Below are 15,738 nucleotides of genomic sequence, written 5' to 3' on the forward strand. Positions count from 1 at the left end.
CAGGTGGCTCCGAGCATCTATCGAACCGCTGCTGGAGGTGGCCTGGTCCCTCGGTCGACCCCCACGCCGCCCTGGCCGCCCTCCCGCCGCGCCCCCCCGCGCCGCCCCGATCTGCGGTAGCCTCTCCCGGCCCCATGAGCGACCTCCGCCAGCCCGCCGAGACAAAGTACGAACACGAGCTCGCCGCCCTCGCCGCCGAGGACACCGCGCCGAGGCCGCCCGGGTGGCGCCTCTCGCCGAGGGCCGTGGAGACCTACATCCTCGGGAGCGACAAGCCCGTCGGCGGCGTCGCGATCACCCCCAAGTACATCGGCGATCGCGCCCTCGTGCAGGTCGCCCTCGCGACCCTCGCCTCCGACCGCGCCCTGATGCTCGTCGGCGAGCCGGGCACCGCGAAGAGCTGGCTCTCCGAGCACCTCTCGGCGGCCATCAGCGGCACGAGCGCGCTCGTCGTCCAGGGGACCGCGGGCACCAGCGAGGAGCACGTCAAATACGGCTGGAACTACGCCCTCCTCCTCGCCGAAGGGCCGTCGCAGAAGGCGCTCGTCCCCTCGCCCATCCTCCGCGCCATGCGCGACGGGCGGTTCGCGCGCTTCGAGGAGATCACCCGCACCTCGCCGGAGATCCAGGACGCGCTCATCTCCATCCTGTCCGAGAAGCAGATCGCCGTCCCGGAGCTCGACCAGGTGGCCTCCGCCCAGCGCGGCTTCAACCTCATCGCCACCGCCAACACCCGCGACCGCGGCGTCAACGAGATGAGCGCCGCCCTCAAGCGCCGCTTCAACTTCATCACCGTCCCGGTCGTCGACGACCTCGAGCAGGAGATCCGCATCGTGCAGAAGCGCGAGGCCGAGCTCCGCGGCGACTACCAGGTCGGCGTGGAGCCGCCGGCCGAGCTGGCCAAGCTGCTCGTCACGCTGTTCCAGGAGCTCCGCGCCGGCGTCACGAAGGACGGCAAGACAAAGGTGAAGGCCCCGGGCTCCGTCCTGTCGACCGCGGAGGCCATCAGCGTGCTCTTCAACAGCGGCATCCTCGCGCAGCACTTCGGCACCGGGAAGGTGACCGCCGACGACCTCTCCCGCTCGCTCCTCGGCGCCGTGACAAAGGAGGGCGGCGAGGACCTCAAGGCGGTCCGCGAGTACTGCGAGACCGTCGCCAAGGGGCGCACCGGGCTCTGGAAGGAGTTCTACGCCGCCGCCAGGAAGCGCCTCGCGCCCTGAAGGAGCCCCGATGGACCTGGCCCGGCTCGCCGCCGTCCACCTCTTCCCGGTGCGTCACCACTCGCCGCGCTCCAGCGCGACGCTGCGCGCCTACCTCGACGAGGTGCGCCCGAAGGCGATCTTCGTCGAGGGCCCGAGCGACGCGACGCCGCTCCTCGAGGCGCTCGTCGACCCGAAGACCGTCCCGCCCGTCGCGATCCTCGGCTACCGCACCGACGGGACGCCCGCGTCGTCCCTGTGGCCGTTCGCCGCCTACTCGCCCGAGTACGTCGCCGTGAAATGGGCCTTCGAGCACGGCGTGCGCGTCGAGCTCATCGACGTCCCCGTCGGCATGACGCTCGCGCCGTTCGAGGGCGCCACGGTCGGCCACGACGACGTCGAGGATCCCGGCGGCCACGAGCGCGAGAGCGAGGCGGAGCGCGGCGGAGACGGGGACGGCGAGGGCGAGGGCGACGACGGCGCGGCGGGGGCGCAGGAGAGCCTCTACGACGCGTGCGCGAGGGCCCGGGGCTTCCGCTCGTTCGAGGAGTTCTGGGAGGCCTCGTTCGAGGCGCCCCGCTACGAACCCGGGCCGTTCCGCGAGGCGCTCCTCGCGTACGCGGACCTCGTGCGCGGCGACGGAGACCGGCTTGTCCACCGGGCGCGCGACGCGTACATGGCGCGATGCATCCTCGAGCGCATGGGGCCGGACCTCGCCCCGCACGAGGTCGCGGCCGTGCTCGGCGCGGCGCACGCCGCGGCGTTCGTGGCGCGCGACGTCGATCCCGGGCTGGAGGCGCGGCTGCCGGCGCCGGTGCCGTGCGCCGTGACGCTGATCCCGTTCAGCTTTCCGCGGCTCTCCGAGCAGCTCGGCTACGGCGCGGGCAACCGGGCGCCGCAGTACTACCAGCGCGCGCACGACGCGGGCGGCGACTTCCGGCGCGCCACCCTCGAGGTGCTGATCGACTTCACCGAGCACCTCCGCCTCCGCGGCTTCATGGCCTCGCTCGCCGACACCATCGAGGCCTTCCGCCTCGCGGTCACGCTCGCCGAGCTCCGCGGCAAGGCGGAGCCCGGCCTCGACGAGGTGCGCGAGGCGACGATCGCCACGATGTGCCGCGGCGACGCCACGCACGTCGACGGGTTCCTGTGGCCGGCGGTCATCGGGCGCAACGTGGGTCGCGTCGGGGGCGGCATCGGCAAGAACTCGCTCCAGGAGGAGTTCTGGCGCGAGGTGCGCGAGCGCAGGCTCCCCGCCACGGACGCGCCCGAGTCGTTCCGGCTGTCGCTCACCAACGCGGTGGAGGTCGGCACGAGCGTGCTCCTGCACCGGCTCCGCATCGCGAAGATCCCCTACGCGGCCTACGCCGGCGCGCGGCGCGCCGGGGGCGGGGCCAGGCGGCGGGGCCAGGCGGCGCAGGAGACGCCGCCGGACGAGCTGCTCGGGCAGCTCAGCGAGACCTGGGAGGCGCAGTGGACGCCGTCCACCGACGTGGCGCTCGTCGAGAAGATCGTCCTCGGCGACACGCTGGAGCAGGTGGCGACGCGGCTGCTCGAGGAGGACCTCGCGGCGTGCCACACGACCGGCGAGGCCGCCGACGTGCTCTTGAACGGCGTGCTCGCGTCCAGCGCCCGCGCGGTGGCCGCGGCGCTCAGGGCGTGCGACCAGTTCGCCGCGGGCGACAGCGATCTGCCGTCGCTCGCCCGGGCGTGCCGCGCCTTCGCGGGGCTCGCGTCGTTCGGGTCGTCGCGGTCGCTGTCGTCGCTCGGCGACGGGGTGATCGCGCCGATGCTCGAGAAGACGTTCGCGCGCGCGGTCTTGCGCGTGCACGGGGGCTGCACGGGCAGCGACGAGGCGGTCGCCGCGGCCAAGGACGCGCTGCGCACGCTGCACGACGTGGCGCTGTCGCAGCCGATCGTCGACCGCGCGGCGTGGCTCGCCGCGGCGCGAGGGCTCGTGGACAGCGACGCGGTGAACCCGTCGGCGTCCGGCATGGCCTGCGGGCTGCTCTATCTGGCGCAGGCGATCGACGACGCCGAGGTGGCGCGGATCGTCGGCCTGCGGCTCGGAGGCGCGACCCCGCCCGACGCGGCGGCGTCGTTCCTGGCCGGCTTCCTCGAGGTGAACGCGCTCGTGCTCGTGAAGAGCCGCCCCGTTGTCGAGGCGCTCGACGCCTTCCTCGGGGCCATCGCGCCCGAGCGCTTCAAGGACACGCTCCCGGTCCTGCGGCGCGCGTTCGCGGCGCTCGGGGCGACCGAGCGGCGGTACCTGCTCGAGAACGTGCTCGCGGCGCGCAAGCTCGGGGACAAGGCCCGCGCCGCGCAGGCCGTGCTGCTGGAGAAGGACCGCGAGAAGCTGAAGGAGATGAGCGAGGACCTCTCCCAGGCGATGGACGATCTCGACGATCTGCTCTGACGGCGGGCTCTAGCGACGCGACCCGCCCACGAGGTCGCCGACCCGGGCCTCGCCATCACGCGACTTGCGGGATCGGAGCGCTTGCGGCGCGATATCGCGTCAACGGAGCTGGGCGCACGGCGGCGTCGGCCCTGGCGGGGGCGGGCGAGAGGCGAGGCCCGGCGATAGGAACACGCGGGCCCGGCGGGGTAGCTGCTGCCCGCCGGGGTCCGCGTCATTCGGGGCACGCCGGCTTCGCCGGCGGCTGGGTCTCCGAGCGACCCTCTGGAGCGCCAACCGGTCTGGCACAAAGCCCGCGAAGACAGCGGACGAGCGTGCCCGCCGTCGTGTGAAATCGCCGCGGATTCAACCTTCCGCCGCAGCAAACCGGTCGGCGCTCTACTAGGAGATGCCCCCCGTCCAGATGGCCACCTTCCGCGTCGGCGCGGTGCTGTGCTCGAAGGTGCGAGCCGTCATCGAGAAGCGATAGGTACCGCCGGGGGTCACACCGGTGCCGACCATCGGCGGCTGGCACGTCCCCGCAGTCCAATGGCCGTTTTCCTCCATGGAGAACTGGTGCACCCAGCTTCCGCTGATCCACTTGAACACGTCCCCCTGGACCCAACTATCTTCGCAGGCCGCTTGCGTGGTCGGAACGCTGTCGGCCCAGTACATGTTGGCGATCGCCACACCTCCAACGTTGAGGATGCTGTTCACGTCGACCACCACGCCCTTGTAGCAGGAGGTCGTGCTGTACGTCTGGGCCGAGACCCAGTCGGCAGAGCCGGTGAAGGATTCCGTGGCGGCAGCGCCGGCGCATTCGACCCCGATCGCTTGCTCCGTCTCGCCCAGGTCCTCCTCGAAGGCCTCGCCTTCCGCGCTCCCGAGACAGCCCGAGAGCACCAGCCCGCTCATGCAGAGCGACACGACACCCATGCGCGACATGATTCCTTCGATTTTCATTGTAATTGTCCCAATCTATATTCGTCGACGATCGTTATCCCGAAGCCACGTGAAGTGTCACCGTTCGTGGTGGCCCGAGCGCTCGATCTGCTCATGAGGAACACGCATCCGTGAACGCGACAGGCCTGGCACATCCGTCGTCTTCAACGACGCTCCAGACCGGCCGCCTCGGACGTATAGCAATCCGCGCGCCATCGCCGGGAGCGCGGCTCAGGCCCCGATCGGCCGCGTCCAGCGCCCCCCTTGGCGGCGCTTTGCGGGCACCTCGGCCAGCTCGGCGCCGGTCGCTCTCCACCTGGGCAAGCACGGGCACATCGCGATGGACGAGGCACAAATCGAGCGGGATCGTGCACGATCCTGACGGCGGAGATCTCCTTGTCGCCGGGGAGCGGTCCCCGAGCGACCGCCTCGCCCGGCGTCCGGCGCTCGCTCCGTCGCACGACGGCGCCCGGTCGTGCCCGAGCCGTGACATGTCACGGATCGAGCGTGACATGTCACGGATCGAGCGTGACATGTCACACGGACACGGCCGACCTCGTCGCGCATGTCGCCCGCGACCTCCGCGCCGAGACATCTCGGTCTGACAATGGCACAAGCGCGGTCGCGGGGAATGAACCCGTCCTTCGGCAGAGGCCCGAATGTCACGCCATCGCAGAGATGCGAATAGCCCTTCGGGAGAGCCTCTCGGCGCGGCGACCCCGACGATCTGAATGCGCCGACGTGAGCACCCCCACGGCTTCGTTCATCAACGATGATCGGTCACTGGTCGCCACGGACGTACAACACGATCTCCTGCTACAAGGCCGTGGTGGTCGACGTGGACGACCATGAGCCGATTTCGCCCCGACCACGCCGAGGCGCTCGCGGCGTCATGGCGGGGCGCGGCGAAGCCCTGACGCGGCGCTTCCAGTCTCACCCCGATACCGGGACTATACTCGCGTCGTGCCCACCGCCGACGAGATCACGAAGCACCACGAGCCCGCGCCCGATCGAGACCCCTGGGTGAACGGCCCACCCGAGCCTCGGCCGATCGTCATCGTCGACTACGACGAGCGCTGGCCGCGGCTGTTCGACCTGGTAGAGCGGAAGATCCGCGCCGCCCTCGGCGACGCCGCGCTCGCGATCGAGCACGTCGGCTCGACCTCGGTGAAGGGGCTCCCCGCCAAGCCGACGATCGACGTCGACCTCACCGTCGCCGATCCGACGGACGAGCTCGCGTACGTCCCCGCCCTGTCGAGCGCCGGATTCGCGCTGGTCATCCGCGAGCCGGAGTGGCACGAGCACCGGTGCTTCCAGCTCGCCGAGCCGAGCAGCAACGTGCATGTCTTCGGCCCCGGCTGCCCGGAGGTGATCCGGCACCGCATGTTCCGGAAGTGGCTCACGGATCATCCGGAGGATCTCGATCTCTACCGCCGCGCGAAGCTCGCGGCCGCGGCCGAGATCTCGGCGGGGAGCGGCGTGGTGATGGACTACAACAAGCGCAAGGAGCCCGTGATTCGCGCCATCTACGAGCGGATGTTCCGCGCGCACGGCCTCCACCGCTGACGGCCGGCCGGACGGCTCGCGCATGGGATCGTCGTCCCCGACGGCGGCTTTGCGGCACGCGCCCGCCAGGCGAAGAGGCCGATCGTCCTGCGCGAGAGCGCTCCCGCGCCGTGGGCAAGGCGCGAAACGACGGAGGGGAAATGAATGAGAAGGAGATAGCGTCGTTGTGCCCTTGCTCGAACCATGCCCCCACGGACTCCACAGAGGAGCCCGGATCGTGCCCGATTCGCTTGATTCCTGAGGTTTTTTTCTGGATCTAGCTCTCTATCATCTTGTTATTTGAACCATTTCTCTAGATTTAGCTTCAAATAAGCCAGATTTTAGCGTCGATATTCTAGATTGAGCTCGCTTCTTTCTAGAAACCAAGTCGAATTCTCTAGATTATGTTGACTTTTGTCTTGATTGTTGCCTAGGATGTCTCGATGCCCCTGGTCCCCACGCCCCCCGTCGCCCCGCGCGGTTACAGCGCCGTCGAGCTGGCGCGCGCCGCCGGCGTGAGCACCGGCACGATCAAGCACTGGATCGTGGAGGGGCTGATGGACAAGCCCGCGTTCCGCGGCCCCCGCACGACGTACGGCCGCGAGCACCTCGTGCGGGCGCTCGCGATCAAGAAGCTGCGCGAGCACAACCTGCTGCTCCCGGAGATCAAGCGGAAGCTCGCCGAGATACCGCTCGAGGAGCTGGCGAAGGAGGTGCTGCCGCCGGAGCCGCCCGCGAGCGCGGCGCCCGGCGCGGGGAAGCACGCGGACGCGGCGGAGCTCGGTCGAGCGTGGCGGCGCGTGGAGCTGATGCCGGGGCTGGAGCTGCACGTGCGCGCGGACGCAGGCGCGGTGGTGCACCGGATGGCGACGGAGATCCGCGAGACGTACGGGTGTGAGCGCGAGGAAGGGTGACGAGGAAGAGGACCGGCGCAGGAGCCGGCGGAGGGAGGGGCCTCGCTGCGGATCGCGGAGGGCCGGGGCCAGGCCCGCCTCCGGCGCGGCGCGCTGCGCGGCTGCGTCGGCGACCCGGGGGTGACTTCGCAGGAGGAGCTGGAAGGACACGGAGCGCGGGAAGGAGAGAGACCGCAAGGGCGCGAGAGGAGCTGAGCGCTCCGGCACAGAAAGGCTCAGGGATGCACACGCGACCTTCAGCGACGCGGCGAAACCACGCGATCCGCGGGATCCACGAGCTTGGCCCAGCGTTTGCGCTCGGCGCCCCCGAGAGGTGCGCTCATGTCGAGATATTTGGCGATGGTTTGCGTTTGTCTGCTGGCGTCCGCCTGCGGCGATGACAGGACGGCGGCGGGCCCGGCCGGCTCCACGAGCAGCTCCGCCGGCGGCGGCGGCCAGGGCGGTGACGGCGGCTCCGACGGAGGGCCGGACGGCAGCAGCAGCGGCGGCGGCGGCGGCGGCGGCAGCGGCGACGTCGATTGCTCGGCGTTCGACAACGACGAGGCGGGAACCCGGGTGACGTTCACGGTGACCAACCACCGCGCGACGCCCCTCTATTACCGCTATCACGAGTGCTTCGAGCGCTTCCGCATCGGTCCCGAGGGCGGGCGCCTCGGAACGGCGGAGTTCCGGGACCTTCAGTTGACCTGCGAAGCGGCCCAGACGGAGGGCCCTTGGCCGTACGACTGCGACGACGACACCGCGATCCAGATCGCCGCCGGACAGAGCGCGATCTTCCATTGGGCCGGTCTGCTGTACGAGCCCCAGCAGATGCCCATCGCCTGCGTGCACCCGGACCATCCTCCATTCGCCGAGAACTGCCAGCGCGCCGTCGCCGTACAGCCCGGAGCGTTCGAGTTCGCCCTCGAGCTCTTCGGCGCCGCCACGTGTGAAGACGGCTCGTGCGCGTCCCCCATCGATCCGTTCACCGTCGAGCAGGGTTTCACGTACCCGGACGACACGGCGGTCGCGATCGCAGTCGACTGACGTCGCGACGTCGAGCGAGCCCGCAGCGCAGTTTGGGTCCGTAGGCACACGTCACCCCAGGCGAGCCGTGTTGACCCTGCGGTGCTCCTGCGTGGGCCCACGCCGCGCTTCCTCGGGCGCTCCGGCTTTCTTTCCCGATGAATCAGCGGGCGCGGTCGGCTCACTCCTCCTGGCCGGACCGCGACCACCCGCCGAGCCTGACGCCAGGCGTCCGCTCCAGGAACGCCCGCACGCCGGGCGGCGGGGACGCCCACGCCGCGAGGCGCGCCGGCGTCCTCCCGATCGGCACCACCGCCGAGCGCGTGTAGGAGCTCCATTCCCCGTCACTGCAGGCATAGCAGACGGCTCGCGCGAGCTGCGCGGTCAGCCGGAGCGCCCCCCGGGCGTTGTAGGTTGGCGCGACCTGCACGAGCTCCGGGGCGTCCCGCTCTCGCCACGCGACCTCCACGTCGTGCTCGTTCTGGTCGAGGAGCACCTCGGCCGCGCTCTGCAGCGCAGGCGCGTCGGACACCTCGGCGAGCAGGTCGACGGCCGCGCCCTTCTCGGCGTCCCACGCCACGAACGCCACGCCCTCGAAGCCGTGCGCCCCGCAAAGGTCGGTGTACGTCCGCTCCTCGATGAACAGGTACGGCCCCACGCTCCCGACCAGCGCGGTCGTGTGGTGGATCTCGTTGCTCTCATCCCCGTCCGGCGGCGTGATCACCTCCTGCCGCTCGCTCTTCCCGCGCAGCACGAGCTCCCCGCGGATCGCCGTGCCCTCGCCCGGCTCGCGCATCCCCCCGAGCCCGAGCTCGCAGGCCGAGGTCGCCACCTGCTCCTCGCGCATTTCCCATTGCCACTCCCCTCGCCGGGTCGCCACGACGATCCCGGGCTCCTCGCGGATCACCGCGCCGCCCTCCGCGACATGCCATGTCCGCGGCGCCCCATCGCGCGCGCTGCCCCAGACCAGGACCACCCCGCCGGACGCGGCGTTCCCCTCCGCCTGGGCCTCGGACGGGCGCGCGGCCGGCGCGCGCGGGATCTCGAGGGCAACGGGAAGTACGGGCTGCGGCCGGGCGGCACAGCCGGAGAACAGCGTCAGCAAAGCGATCAGCGCAGCGGATCGAGAGCACGGCATGCCAGCCCGGAGGAGCACGGCGCGTGCCGCGGAGCGCCGCCTGGAAAGCCCGGGCCGCGCCTGCGGCAGGTGTCGTCGCAGGCCCACGCCGCGTGGCAGGCCGGCCCCATCACGGGCCCGGCCTCGTCACGACCCAGCCTGCCCATCGTCGTCACCTCGGGTGCTCCTCGAAGAAATCGAGCAGCCGCTCGCCCGCATGGTCAAGGACGTTCCTCTCAGCTGCGCGATACTATCCATGCACCCGCCCAAAGAGAGAACGGGACAAGGCGCGTCGTGCGCGCCAGACGTCGGTATAGCCTCTCTTTCACGAAGATCGCGGGCGTTCGGCGCTCCTGGCTTCGCGCGAACCATCGCGCGATGCTAACCCACAGGCCCAATGCACCCGCTGATCTCCACGCACGCGGAGGGCCCGAGGACGGGCAGCTCTCCCCTGCAGCCCTCTCCGCGGCGACAGCCCAGGCGCTCGTCGCCGTGGGCACGCGAGCCCGCCACGGCTCTCCTCATCGTCCTCGTGGCGGGCGCCGCGCTCGCTGCCTGCGCGAAGGGCACCGGCGCGCCGAAGGGACGCGAGGCGGCGCCGGAGCGCGACGGCGCCTGCGCGGATCCAGAAAAGCCCAGGGCGTACTTCTATCCTGCGGAGAACCGGACGGACTACGCGCCTGACGACCCCTGGAAAGACGGCTGCGCCATGCTCGTGCCAGATCATCTGTTCTGCTGCCCGGAGAAGATCCCCGAGAAGCCGATGTGATGCAGCACACCGAAGCGGCCCCACCTGCCCGGCAGGGCAGGGAGACCCGCCGGCCCGCCATGGGGGCCATCGCCGGTGCCGCAAAATGCAGCATGTCGTACTTTGCGGCGGCCTCGAGCGGATGGCTCGGCGCGCGCCGCCTGCGCTACGACGTCGGGCATGAAGCTCGCGCGCAAGCTGACGCTCGCCCTGGTCTTCGGGGTCTTCCTTGTCCTCGCGCTGAGCGCCTATGTCCAGGTCCGCAAAGAGGCCAGGATCTTCGAGAAGGACGTGCAGCGGGACCACCACACGATGGGCCGCGCGCTCGCCGCGGCCGTCACGGAGGTGTGGCGCTCCGAGGGGTCGGCGCGGGCGCTGCGCCTGGTCGAGGACGCCAACGAGCGCGAGCGCCAGGTGGACGTCCGGTGGGTCTGGCTCGACGAGCAGGCCGACGAGGCCCATCGACCGCGCCTTTCGCCCGAGCTGCTCGCCCCCGCCTCGAAGGGGCAAGCGGTCGTGCACAGGATCCCCCGCGGAGACGTGGAGATGCTCGTCACCTGCGTGCCCGTGCCGGTGCCCGGCGACCGCGTCGGCGCGCTGGAGCTCTCCGAGTCGCTGGCAGGAGCGCGCCAGACCATCCGGAGCATGATCCTGAGCACGACCGTCACGACGGCCGCCCTGACGCTGGTATGCGGGTTGCTTACGACGTCCCTCGGCGTCGGGCTCGTGGGACGTCCCATGCGAACGCTGATCGACCAGGCGCGGAGGATCGGCGCCGGCGATCTCTCCCGACGCCTGTCGCTGCACCAGAAAGACGAGATCGGCGAGCTCGGACGGGAAATGAACGCGATGTGCGATCGCCTCGCCGCGGCGAATCAGAAGCTCGAATCCGAGGCGGCGGCGCGGCTCGCCGCGCTCCAGCAGCTCCGCCACGCCGAGCGGCTCGCCACGGTCGGCAAGCTCGCGTCCGGCATCGCACACGAGCTGGGCGCGCCCCTCCAGGTCGTCGCGGGGCGCGCACGCATGCTGGTCGACGGGGACGTCTCGGGAGACGAGGTGCCGGCCAACGGACAGATCATCCTCGAGCAGTCGCAGCGGATGACCCAGATCATCCGCCAGCTGCTCGATTTCGCCCGGCGCCGCAGCGCGCAGATGCAGGAGACCCCGCTGAGGAGCGTCCTCCGCAGCACGTTCACGATGCTGAGGCCGCTGGCGGAGAAGCAGGGCGTCACGATCGTTCAGGAAGGCGACGCGCCGGAGCTTGTCGTCCACGCAGACGCCGACCAGCTCCAGCAGGCGCTCACGAATGTGGTGGTCAACGCCATCCAGGCCATGCCGTCCGGCGGCACGCTGGCGGTCGGCGTCCGGGCGGAGCGCGCCAGTCCCCCCGACAACCCGGGAGGTGCAGAGGGCGAGTACGTCGCGCTGTCCGTTTGCGACGAGGGAGTGGGCATACCGGCAGACGTCCTCGAGCACATCTTCGAGCCGTTCTTCACGACAAAGCCCGTCGGCGAAGGGACCGGGCTCGGCCTGTCGGTCGCCTACGGCATCATCAAGGAGCACGGCGGCTGGATCCATGTCGACAGCCAGGTCGGCTCCGGGAGCCGCTTCACGATGGTCCTGCCGCAGGGGAAGCCATGAGCGGGCGCGTCCTGATCGTCGACGACGAGCGCGGCGTCTGCGAGCTCCTCGACGCCGGGCTCAAGAAGCGGGGGTTCCGGACGGCATGGCGCACGTCGGCCGCCGAGGCGCTCGAGCTCCTCGGCGTCGAGGACTTCGACGTCGTGGTCACCGACATGACCATGCGCGGCATGAACGGCCTCGAGCTCTGCGAGCGGATCGTCCAGAACCGGCCCGATCTGCCGGTCATCGTCATCACCGCGTTCGGCAGCCTCGACACCGCCACATCGGCCATCCGCGCCGGCGCGTACGACTTCGTGACAAAGCCGTTCGAGCTCGACGCGCTCCGGCTGACCGTCGAGCGCGCCCTGCGCCACCGCGCCCTCCGCGAGGAGGTCCGCCGCCTGCGGCGCGCCGTGGCCGACCCCCGCGGCTACGAGCAGATCCTCAGCGGCAGCCCGGGGATGAGGAGCGTGTTCGACCTGCTCGATCGGGTCGCCGACTCCGAGACATCGATCCTCATCACGGGAGAGAGCGGGACCGGCAAAGAGCTCGTCGCCCGCGCCGTGCACAAGCGCAGCCGGCGGGGCGAGGGCGCGTTCGTGGCGGTGAACTGCGCGGCGGTCCCGGACGCCCTCCTCGAGAGCGAGCTCTTCGGCCACGCGCGGGGCGCGTTCACCGACGCCAAGGGCGCGAGGAGCGGCCTGTTCGCGCGGGCCCACGGCGGGACCCTGTTCCTCGACGAGATCGGCGAGCTGCCCGTCGGGCTCCAGCCGAAGCTCCTGCGCGCCCTCCAGGAGCGCGTCGTCCGGCCCGTCGGCGGCGATGAGGAGATGCCGGTGGACGTCCGGCTCATCGCCGCGACAAACCGCGACCTGGAGACCGCGATCGAGGAGCGCCGCTTCCGCGAGGATCTCTATTACCGGATCAACGTGGTTCACGTCGACCTGCCGCCGCTCCGCTCCCGCGGCGCCGACGTGCTGCTGCTCGCGCAGCACTTCCTCGAGCACTTCGCGGCCGTCAAGGCGAGGCCGATCCAGGGCCTCTCGGCGCCCGCCGCCGAGAGGCTCATGGCCTACGCGTGGCCCGGCAACGTCCGCGAGCTCCAGAACTGCATCGAGCGGGCGGTCGCGCTCGCGCGGTACGACCAGCTCACGGTCGACGATCTCCCCGAGAAGATTCGCACCTACCGGCGCTCTCACGTGCTGGTCTCCAGCGACGACCCGGCCGAGCTCGTGCCCATGGAGGAGGTCGAGCGACGCTACATCCTGCGCGTCCTGGAGGTGGTCGGCGGAAACAAGAGCCAGGCAGCGCAGATCCTGGGCTTCGATCGGGCGACCCTGTACCGGAAGCTCGAGCGGTACGGCATGCGCACAGGGCGCGCGAGCGACCCGAAGCCGTGACCCGCCCCGCGTCGCGAGGGCGGTGATCGCCGGCGCCGCCTCGCGGCGTCGACTCCGCCCGCTCGTCGCGCTGTCGCAGAACGCAACACCCATGGCGCCGCGCGGCGAGCGAGATGGCCCGCGAACACACGCGATCTGCGCTCATGGCATGAGGCCTGCCTGAAGCCGGGCGCGAACATGAGCCACACCACGGCGGAGTCGGCTGCTCCGGGCCGGAGGGTGCCTGTCGACTGGATCGCGCTCGCGAACGCGTTCGACAACATCGCCCGGGGCGTGCGTCACTTCCTTCACCTCGACACGGGCGCCGTGATCCGGCTGAACGAGCGGCTCGTCGACCCCGCCACGCGCGCGCGCATCGAGGAGGCCCCGGGGTGCGTGGTCATCGAGGCCATCGCCGCGCGGGACCAGTACCGGTGGCTGGAGGCGTTCATTCCGACGGTGGACGACGTGGAGCTCCGGCGGGCGCTGCTCCACGGCATGCAGGGCCCGGGATCGTTCCGGCGGTTCAAGGCCGCGCTCGCGGCGAGGCCGGAGCATCTCCGCCGCTGGCGCGCCTTCCGGAAGGAGCAGATCCGGGTCGCCATCGTCCGGTGGTTCCACGCCCGCGGCCTGACCCCCGTCCCGCTCGAGCACGCCTCGCCGGACGCGAGCGCCGGGCCGCCGAGCTCCCGCGCCGTCGACTCGGCGCGCCAGGAGCTTTACTCCGCGGCGGACAGCCTCTCTCCCCACGACCTCCAGGCGCTGACGTCGCTCGCGGAGTACCTGCGCGCGGCGCGCTCGGTGCTGCGGATCCCCGCGGACTCCTCGATGGGAGACGCGGCGCGGGCCGCCGGCCTGGTCCCTTGACGCGGACCGTGGGGGCTCGACGCTGAACGGCCCGAGGCGCCGCTGCCCCCCGGCGGGGGAGTACTTCAGCGCGTTCGACAGGAGGTTGTTCAGCACCTGCTCGATCCGCGTCGCATCGCAGCAGACGAGCACCGGTGTCTCCGGGAGCGAGAGCTGGATCCTCCCCGGATGCAACATCGCTCCCACCAGGAGAGAGCGAAGCGCAGAGGCCCAGTAAGCAGCGACGCCATGCAGGGATGAAGGTGAAGCGCGCGGCGCCCGCCCGGCTCCCCGCCCCTCCGCGCTCGCGCTCCGATCGGCGTGATCCAGCTCGGTCCACTGGACGGTGATCCCCGTTTCCCCGACACTGCCCGCGATGCCTGCCCGCCCCCCCCGCAAGCCGCCGCCCGCCCCCGCCGGACCCGCAGGCGCGCCGGACGACCTCACCGACAGCGATCGCGACGCGCTCCTGCGCTGGCGGCTCGCGCTCGGCGCGGAGGCCGAGCGGGTCGACCCGCGCCTCTCGCTCGGCGCGCTCGGCGGCGCGGCGCCCGCCCTCCACGTCGACCCACGGCGGCTCGGCGATCTCGACAAGGCCCTCTCGTTCATCTACGACGAGCGCGCCGGGAACCTCGGCGGCTCGCGGCCGTACGTGCCCGAGTGGCTGTCCGCCGTGCGCGAGTTCTTCAGCCACGACATCGTCGCGCTCGTCCAGAAGGACGCCATCGAGAGGAAGGGGCTGACTCAGCTCCTCTTCGAGCCCGAGACGCTGCCCTTCCTCGAGAAGAACGTCGAGCTCGTCGCCACCCTCATGAGCGCGAGAGGCCTCATCCCCGACGCCGCCCGGGAGACCGCCCGGCAGATCGTGCGCGAGGTCGTCGACGAGGTGCGGCGCGCGCTGGAGTCCGAGGTCCGCACCGCCGTCCTCGGCGCGCTGCGCCGGAACACGACGAGCCCGCTGCGCGTGCTCAGGAACCTCGACTGGAAGCGCACCATCCGCAAGAACCTCAAAGGATGGGACGCGGAGCGGCGCCGCATCGTCCCCGACAAGCTCTATTTCTGGGCGAACCAGACGCGAAGACACGAGTGGGACGTCGCCATCCTCGTCGACCAGTCGGGCTCGATGGGCGAGAGCGTCGTTTACAGCTCCATCATGGCCGCGATCTTCGCGTCGCTCGACGTCCTCCGCACACGGCTCCTCTTCTTCGACACCGAGGTCGTCGACGTGACACCGATGCTCGTCGATCCGGTCGACGTGCTGTTCACGGCGCAGCTCGGCGGCGGCACCGACATCAACCGCGCCGTGGCCTACGCCCAGGCGAACTTCATCGAGCGCCCCGAGAAGACGCTGCTCATCCTGATCACCGACCTCTTCGAGGGCGGCAACGCCGAGGAGCTCGTCGCCCGGATGCGCCAGCTCGCCGACAGCAAGGTGAAGTCGATCTGCCTGCTCGCGCTGTCCGACAGCGGCAAGCCCTCGTACGACCACGAGATGGCGCAGAAGCTCGCCGCCCTCGGGACCCCCTGCTTCGGCTGCACGCCGAAGCTCCTCGTGAAGGTGGTGGAGCGGCTGATGAGAGGACAGGACCTCGGCGCGCTGCTCGACGCCGAGGCGCGCTGAAAGCACGGAGGCACAGAGGACACAGAGGTTCTTGTCTCTCCTCTGCGTCGTCTGTGCCTCCGTGGCCGCCCCTCAGGCGCCCGAAACCGACCGGCGCGGCTGCGAACGCCGGCGACGCCGCGCCCTGGACATCCGCGGCCGCGTCGGCCGCGTCAGCGCGCGCGACGGACCGCGTTGGCGGTGCGCTCGTCCGCCCGCCGGGCGGCGGCGCGCTTTCGCGGCGTGGCGCCCCGGGCAGCGCTCGCGGAGACCCGACGGCGGGTACCGGCCGCGCGAACCACCGCTTCGAGCGAGGATGACTGGCCCATGAGAGAACCAGTGCTGATCGAGGGGCCGACTAGGCTGATAGAAAGTTTCACTTGAACTACCGATGTGGTGGCAGACCGATCACGTCGCTCAGCGGA

At 71.1% G+C, this 15,738-nt stretch carries 12 protein-coding genes; 10 read left to right on the forward strand and 2 right to left on the reverse strand.

Annotation, left to right across the window (positions count from 1 at the left end; all coding sequences use genetic code 11):
* Positions 1–134: 134 nt before the first annotated feature.
* Both WMF28_RS38550 and WMF28_RS38555 read left to right on the forward strand, forming a co-directional pair.
* Positions 135–1,220 carry an ATP-binding protein gene (locus tag WMF28_RS38550; protein ID WP_437598610.1) on the forward strand — a complete coding sequence of 362 codons (1,086 nt, stop codon included), beginning with the start codon at positions 135–137 and terminating at the stop codon, positions 1,218–1,220.
* A gap of 10 nt (positions 1,221–1,230) precedes the next feature.
* Positions 1,231–3,615 carry a DUF5682 family protein gene (locus tag WMF28_RS38555; RefSeq protein ID WP_437598611.1) on the forward strand — a complete coding sequence of 795 codons (2,385 nt, stop codon included), beginning with the start codon at positions 1,231–1,233 and terminating at the stop codon, positions 3,613–3,615.
* A gap of 381 nt (positions 3,616–3,996) precedes the next feature.
* Here the strand turns inward: WMF28_RS38555 and WMF28_RS38560 are convergent, their stop codons facing one another.
* Complete coding sequence (locus WMF28_RS38560) at positions 3,997–4,557, reverse strand: hypothetical protein (protein ID WP_437598612.1); 561 nt, start codon at positions 4,555–4,557, stop codon at positions 3,997–3,999.
* Positions 4,558–5,499: 942 nt separating this feature from the next.
* Between WMF28_RS38560 and WMF28_RS38565 the strand changes: the two genes are divergently transcribed.
* The 3 genes from WMF28_RS38565 (at position 5,500) to WMF28_RS38575 (ending at position 8,021) form a co-directional block, all read left to right on the forward strand.
* Entirely contained in the window at positions 5,500–6,102 is a 603-nt protein-coding gene (locus WMF28_RS38565) for a GrpB family protein (protein WP_437598613.1), read from the forward strand.
* Between the two features lie 422 nt (positions 6,103–6,524).
* Complete coding sequence (locus WMF28_RS38570) at positions 6,525–6,995, forward strand: helix-turn-helix domain-containing protein (RefSeq protein ID WP_437598614.1); 471 nt, start codon at positions 6,525–6,527, stop codon at positions 6,993–6,995.
* A gap of 321 nt (positions 6,996–7,316) precedes the next feature.
* A complete protein-coding gene (locus WMF28_RS38575) occupies positions 7,317–8,021 on the forward strand; it encodes a hypothetical protein (protein WP_437598615.1) in 705 nt (234 codons plus the stop codon).
* Positions 8,022–8,181: 160 nt separating this feature from the next.
* Here WMF28_RS38575 and WMF28_RS38580 read toward each other — a convergent pair whose 3' ends face one another.
* A complete protein-coding gene (locus WMF28_RS38580) occupies positions 8,182–9,105 on the reverse strand; it encodes a hypothetical protein (protein WP_437598616.1) in 924 nt (307 codons plus the stop codon).
* 409 nt (positions 9,106–9,514) lie between these two features.
* Between WMF28_RS38580 and WMF28_RS38585 the strand changes: the two genes are divergently transcribed.
* From WMF28_RS38585 to WMF28_RS38605, 5 genes are all read left to right on the forward strand, one after another.
* Positions 9,515–9,886: a hypothetical protein gene (locus WMF28_RS38585; protein ID WP_437598617.1), complete on the forward strand. Its 372-nt coding sequence runs from the start codon at positions 9,515–9,517 to the stop codon at positions 9,884–9,886.
* Between the two features lie 159 nt (positions 9,887–10,045).
* Complete coding sequence (locus WMF28_RS38590; protein WP_437598618.1) at positions 10,046–11,506, forward strand: sensor histidine kinase; 1,461 nt, start codon at positions 10,046–10,048, stop codon at positions 11,504–11,506.
* Positions 11,503–12,888: a sigma-54-dependent transcriptional regulator gene (locus WMF28_RS38595; protein WP_437598619.1), complete on the forward strand. Its 1,386-nt coding sequence runs from the start codon at positions 11,503–11,505 to the stop codon at positions 12,886–12,888. The genes WMF28_RS38590 and WMF28_RS38595 overlap by 4 nt, the downstream gene beginning before the upstream one ends.
* Positions 12,889–13,065: 177 nt before the next feature.
* Positions 13,066–13,734, forward strand: a complete 669-nt coding sequence (locus WMF28_RS38600; RefSeq protein ID WP_437598620.1) for a UPF0158 family protein — start codon at positions 13,066–13,068, stop codon at positions 13,732–13,734.
* Positions 13,735–14,089: 355 nt separating this feature from the next.
* Entirely contained in the window at positions 14,090–15,334 is a 1,245-nt protein-coding gene (locus WMF28_RS38605; RefSeq protein WP_437598622.1) for a VWA domain-containing protein, read from the forward strand.
* Positions 15,335–15,738 lie beyond the last annotated feature (404 nt).

Origin of the sequence: Sorangium sp. So ce590 (genome assembly GCF_051521365.1) — a bacterium.
GTDB lineage: Bacteria > Myxococcota_A > Polyangia > Polyangiales > Polyangiaceae > Sorangium.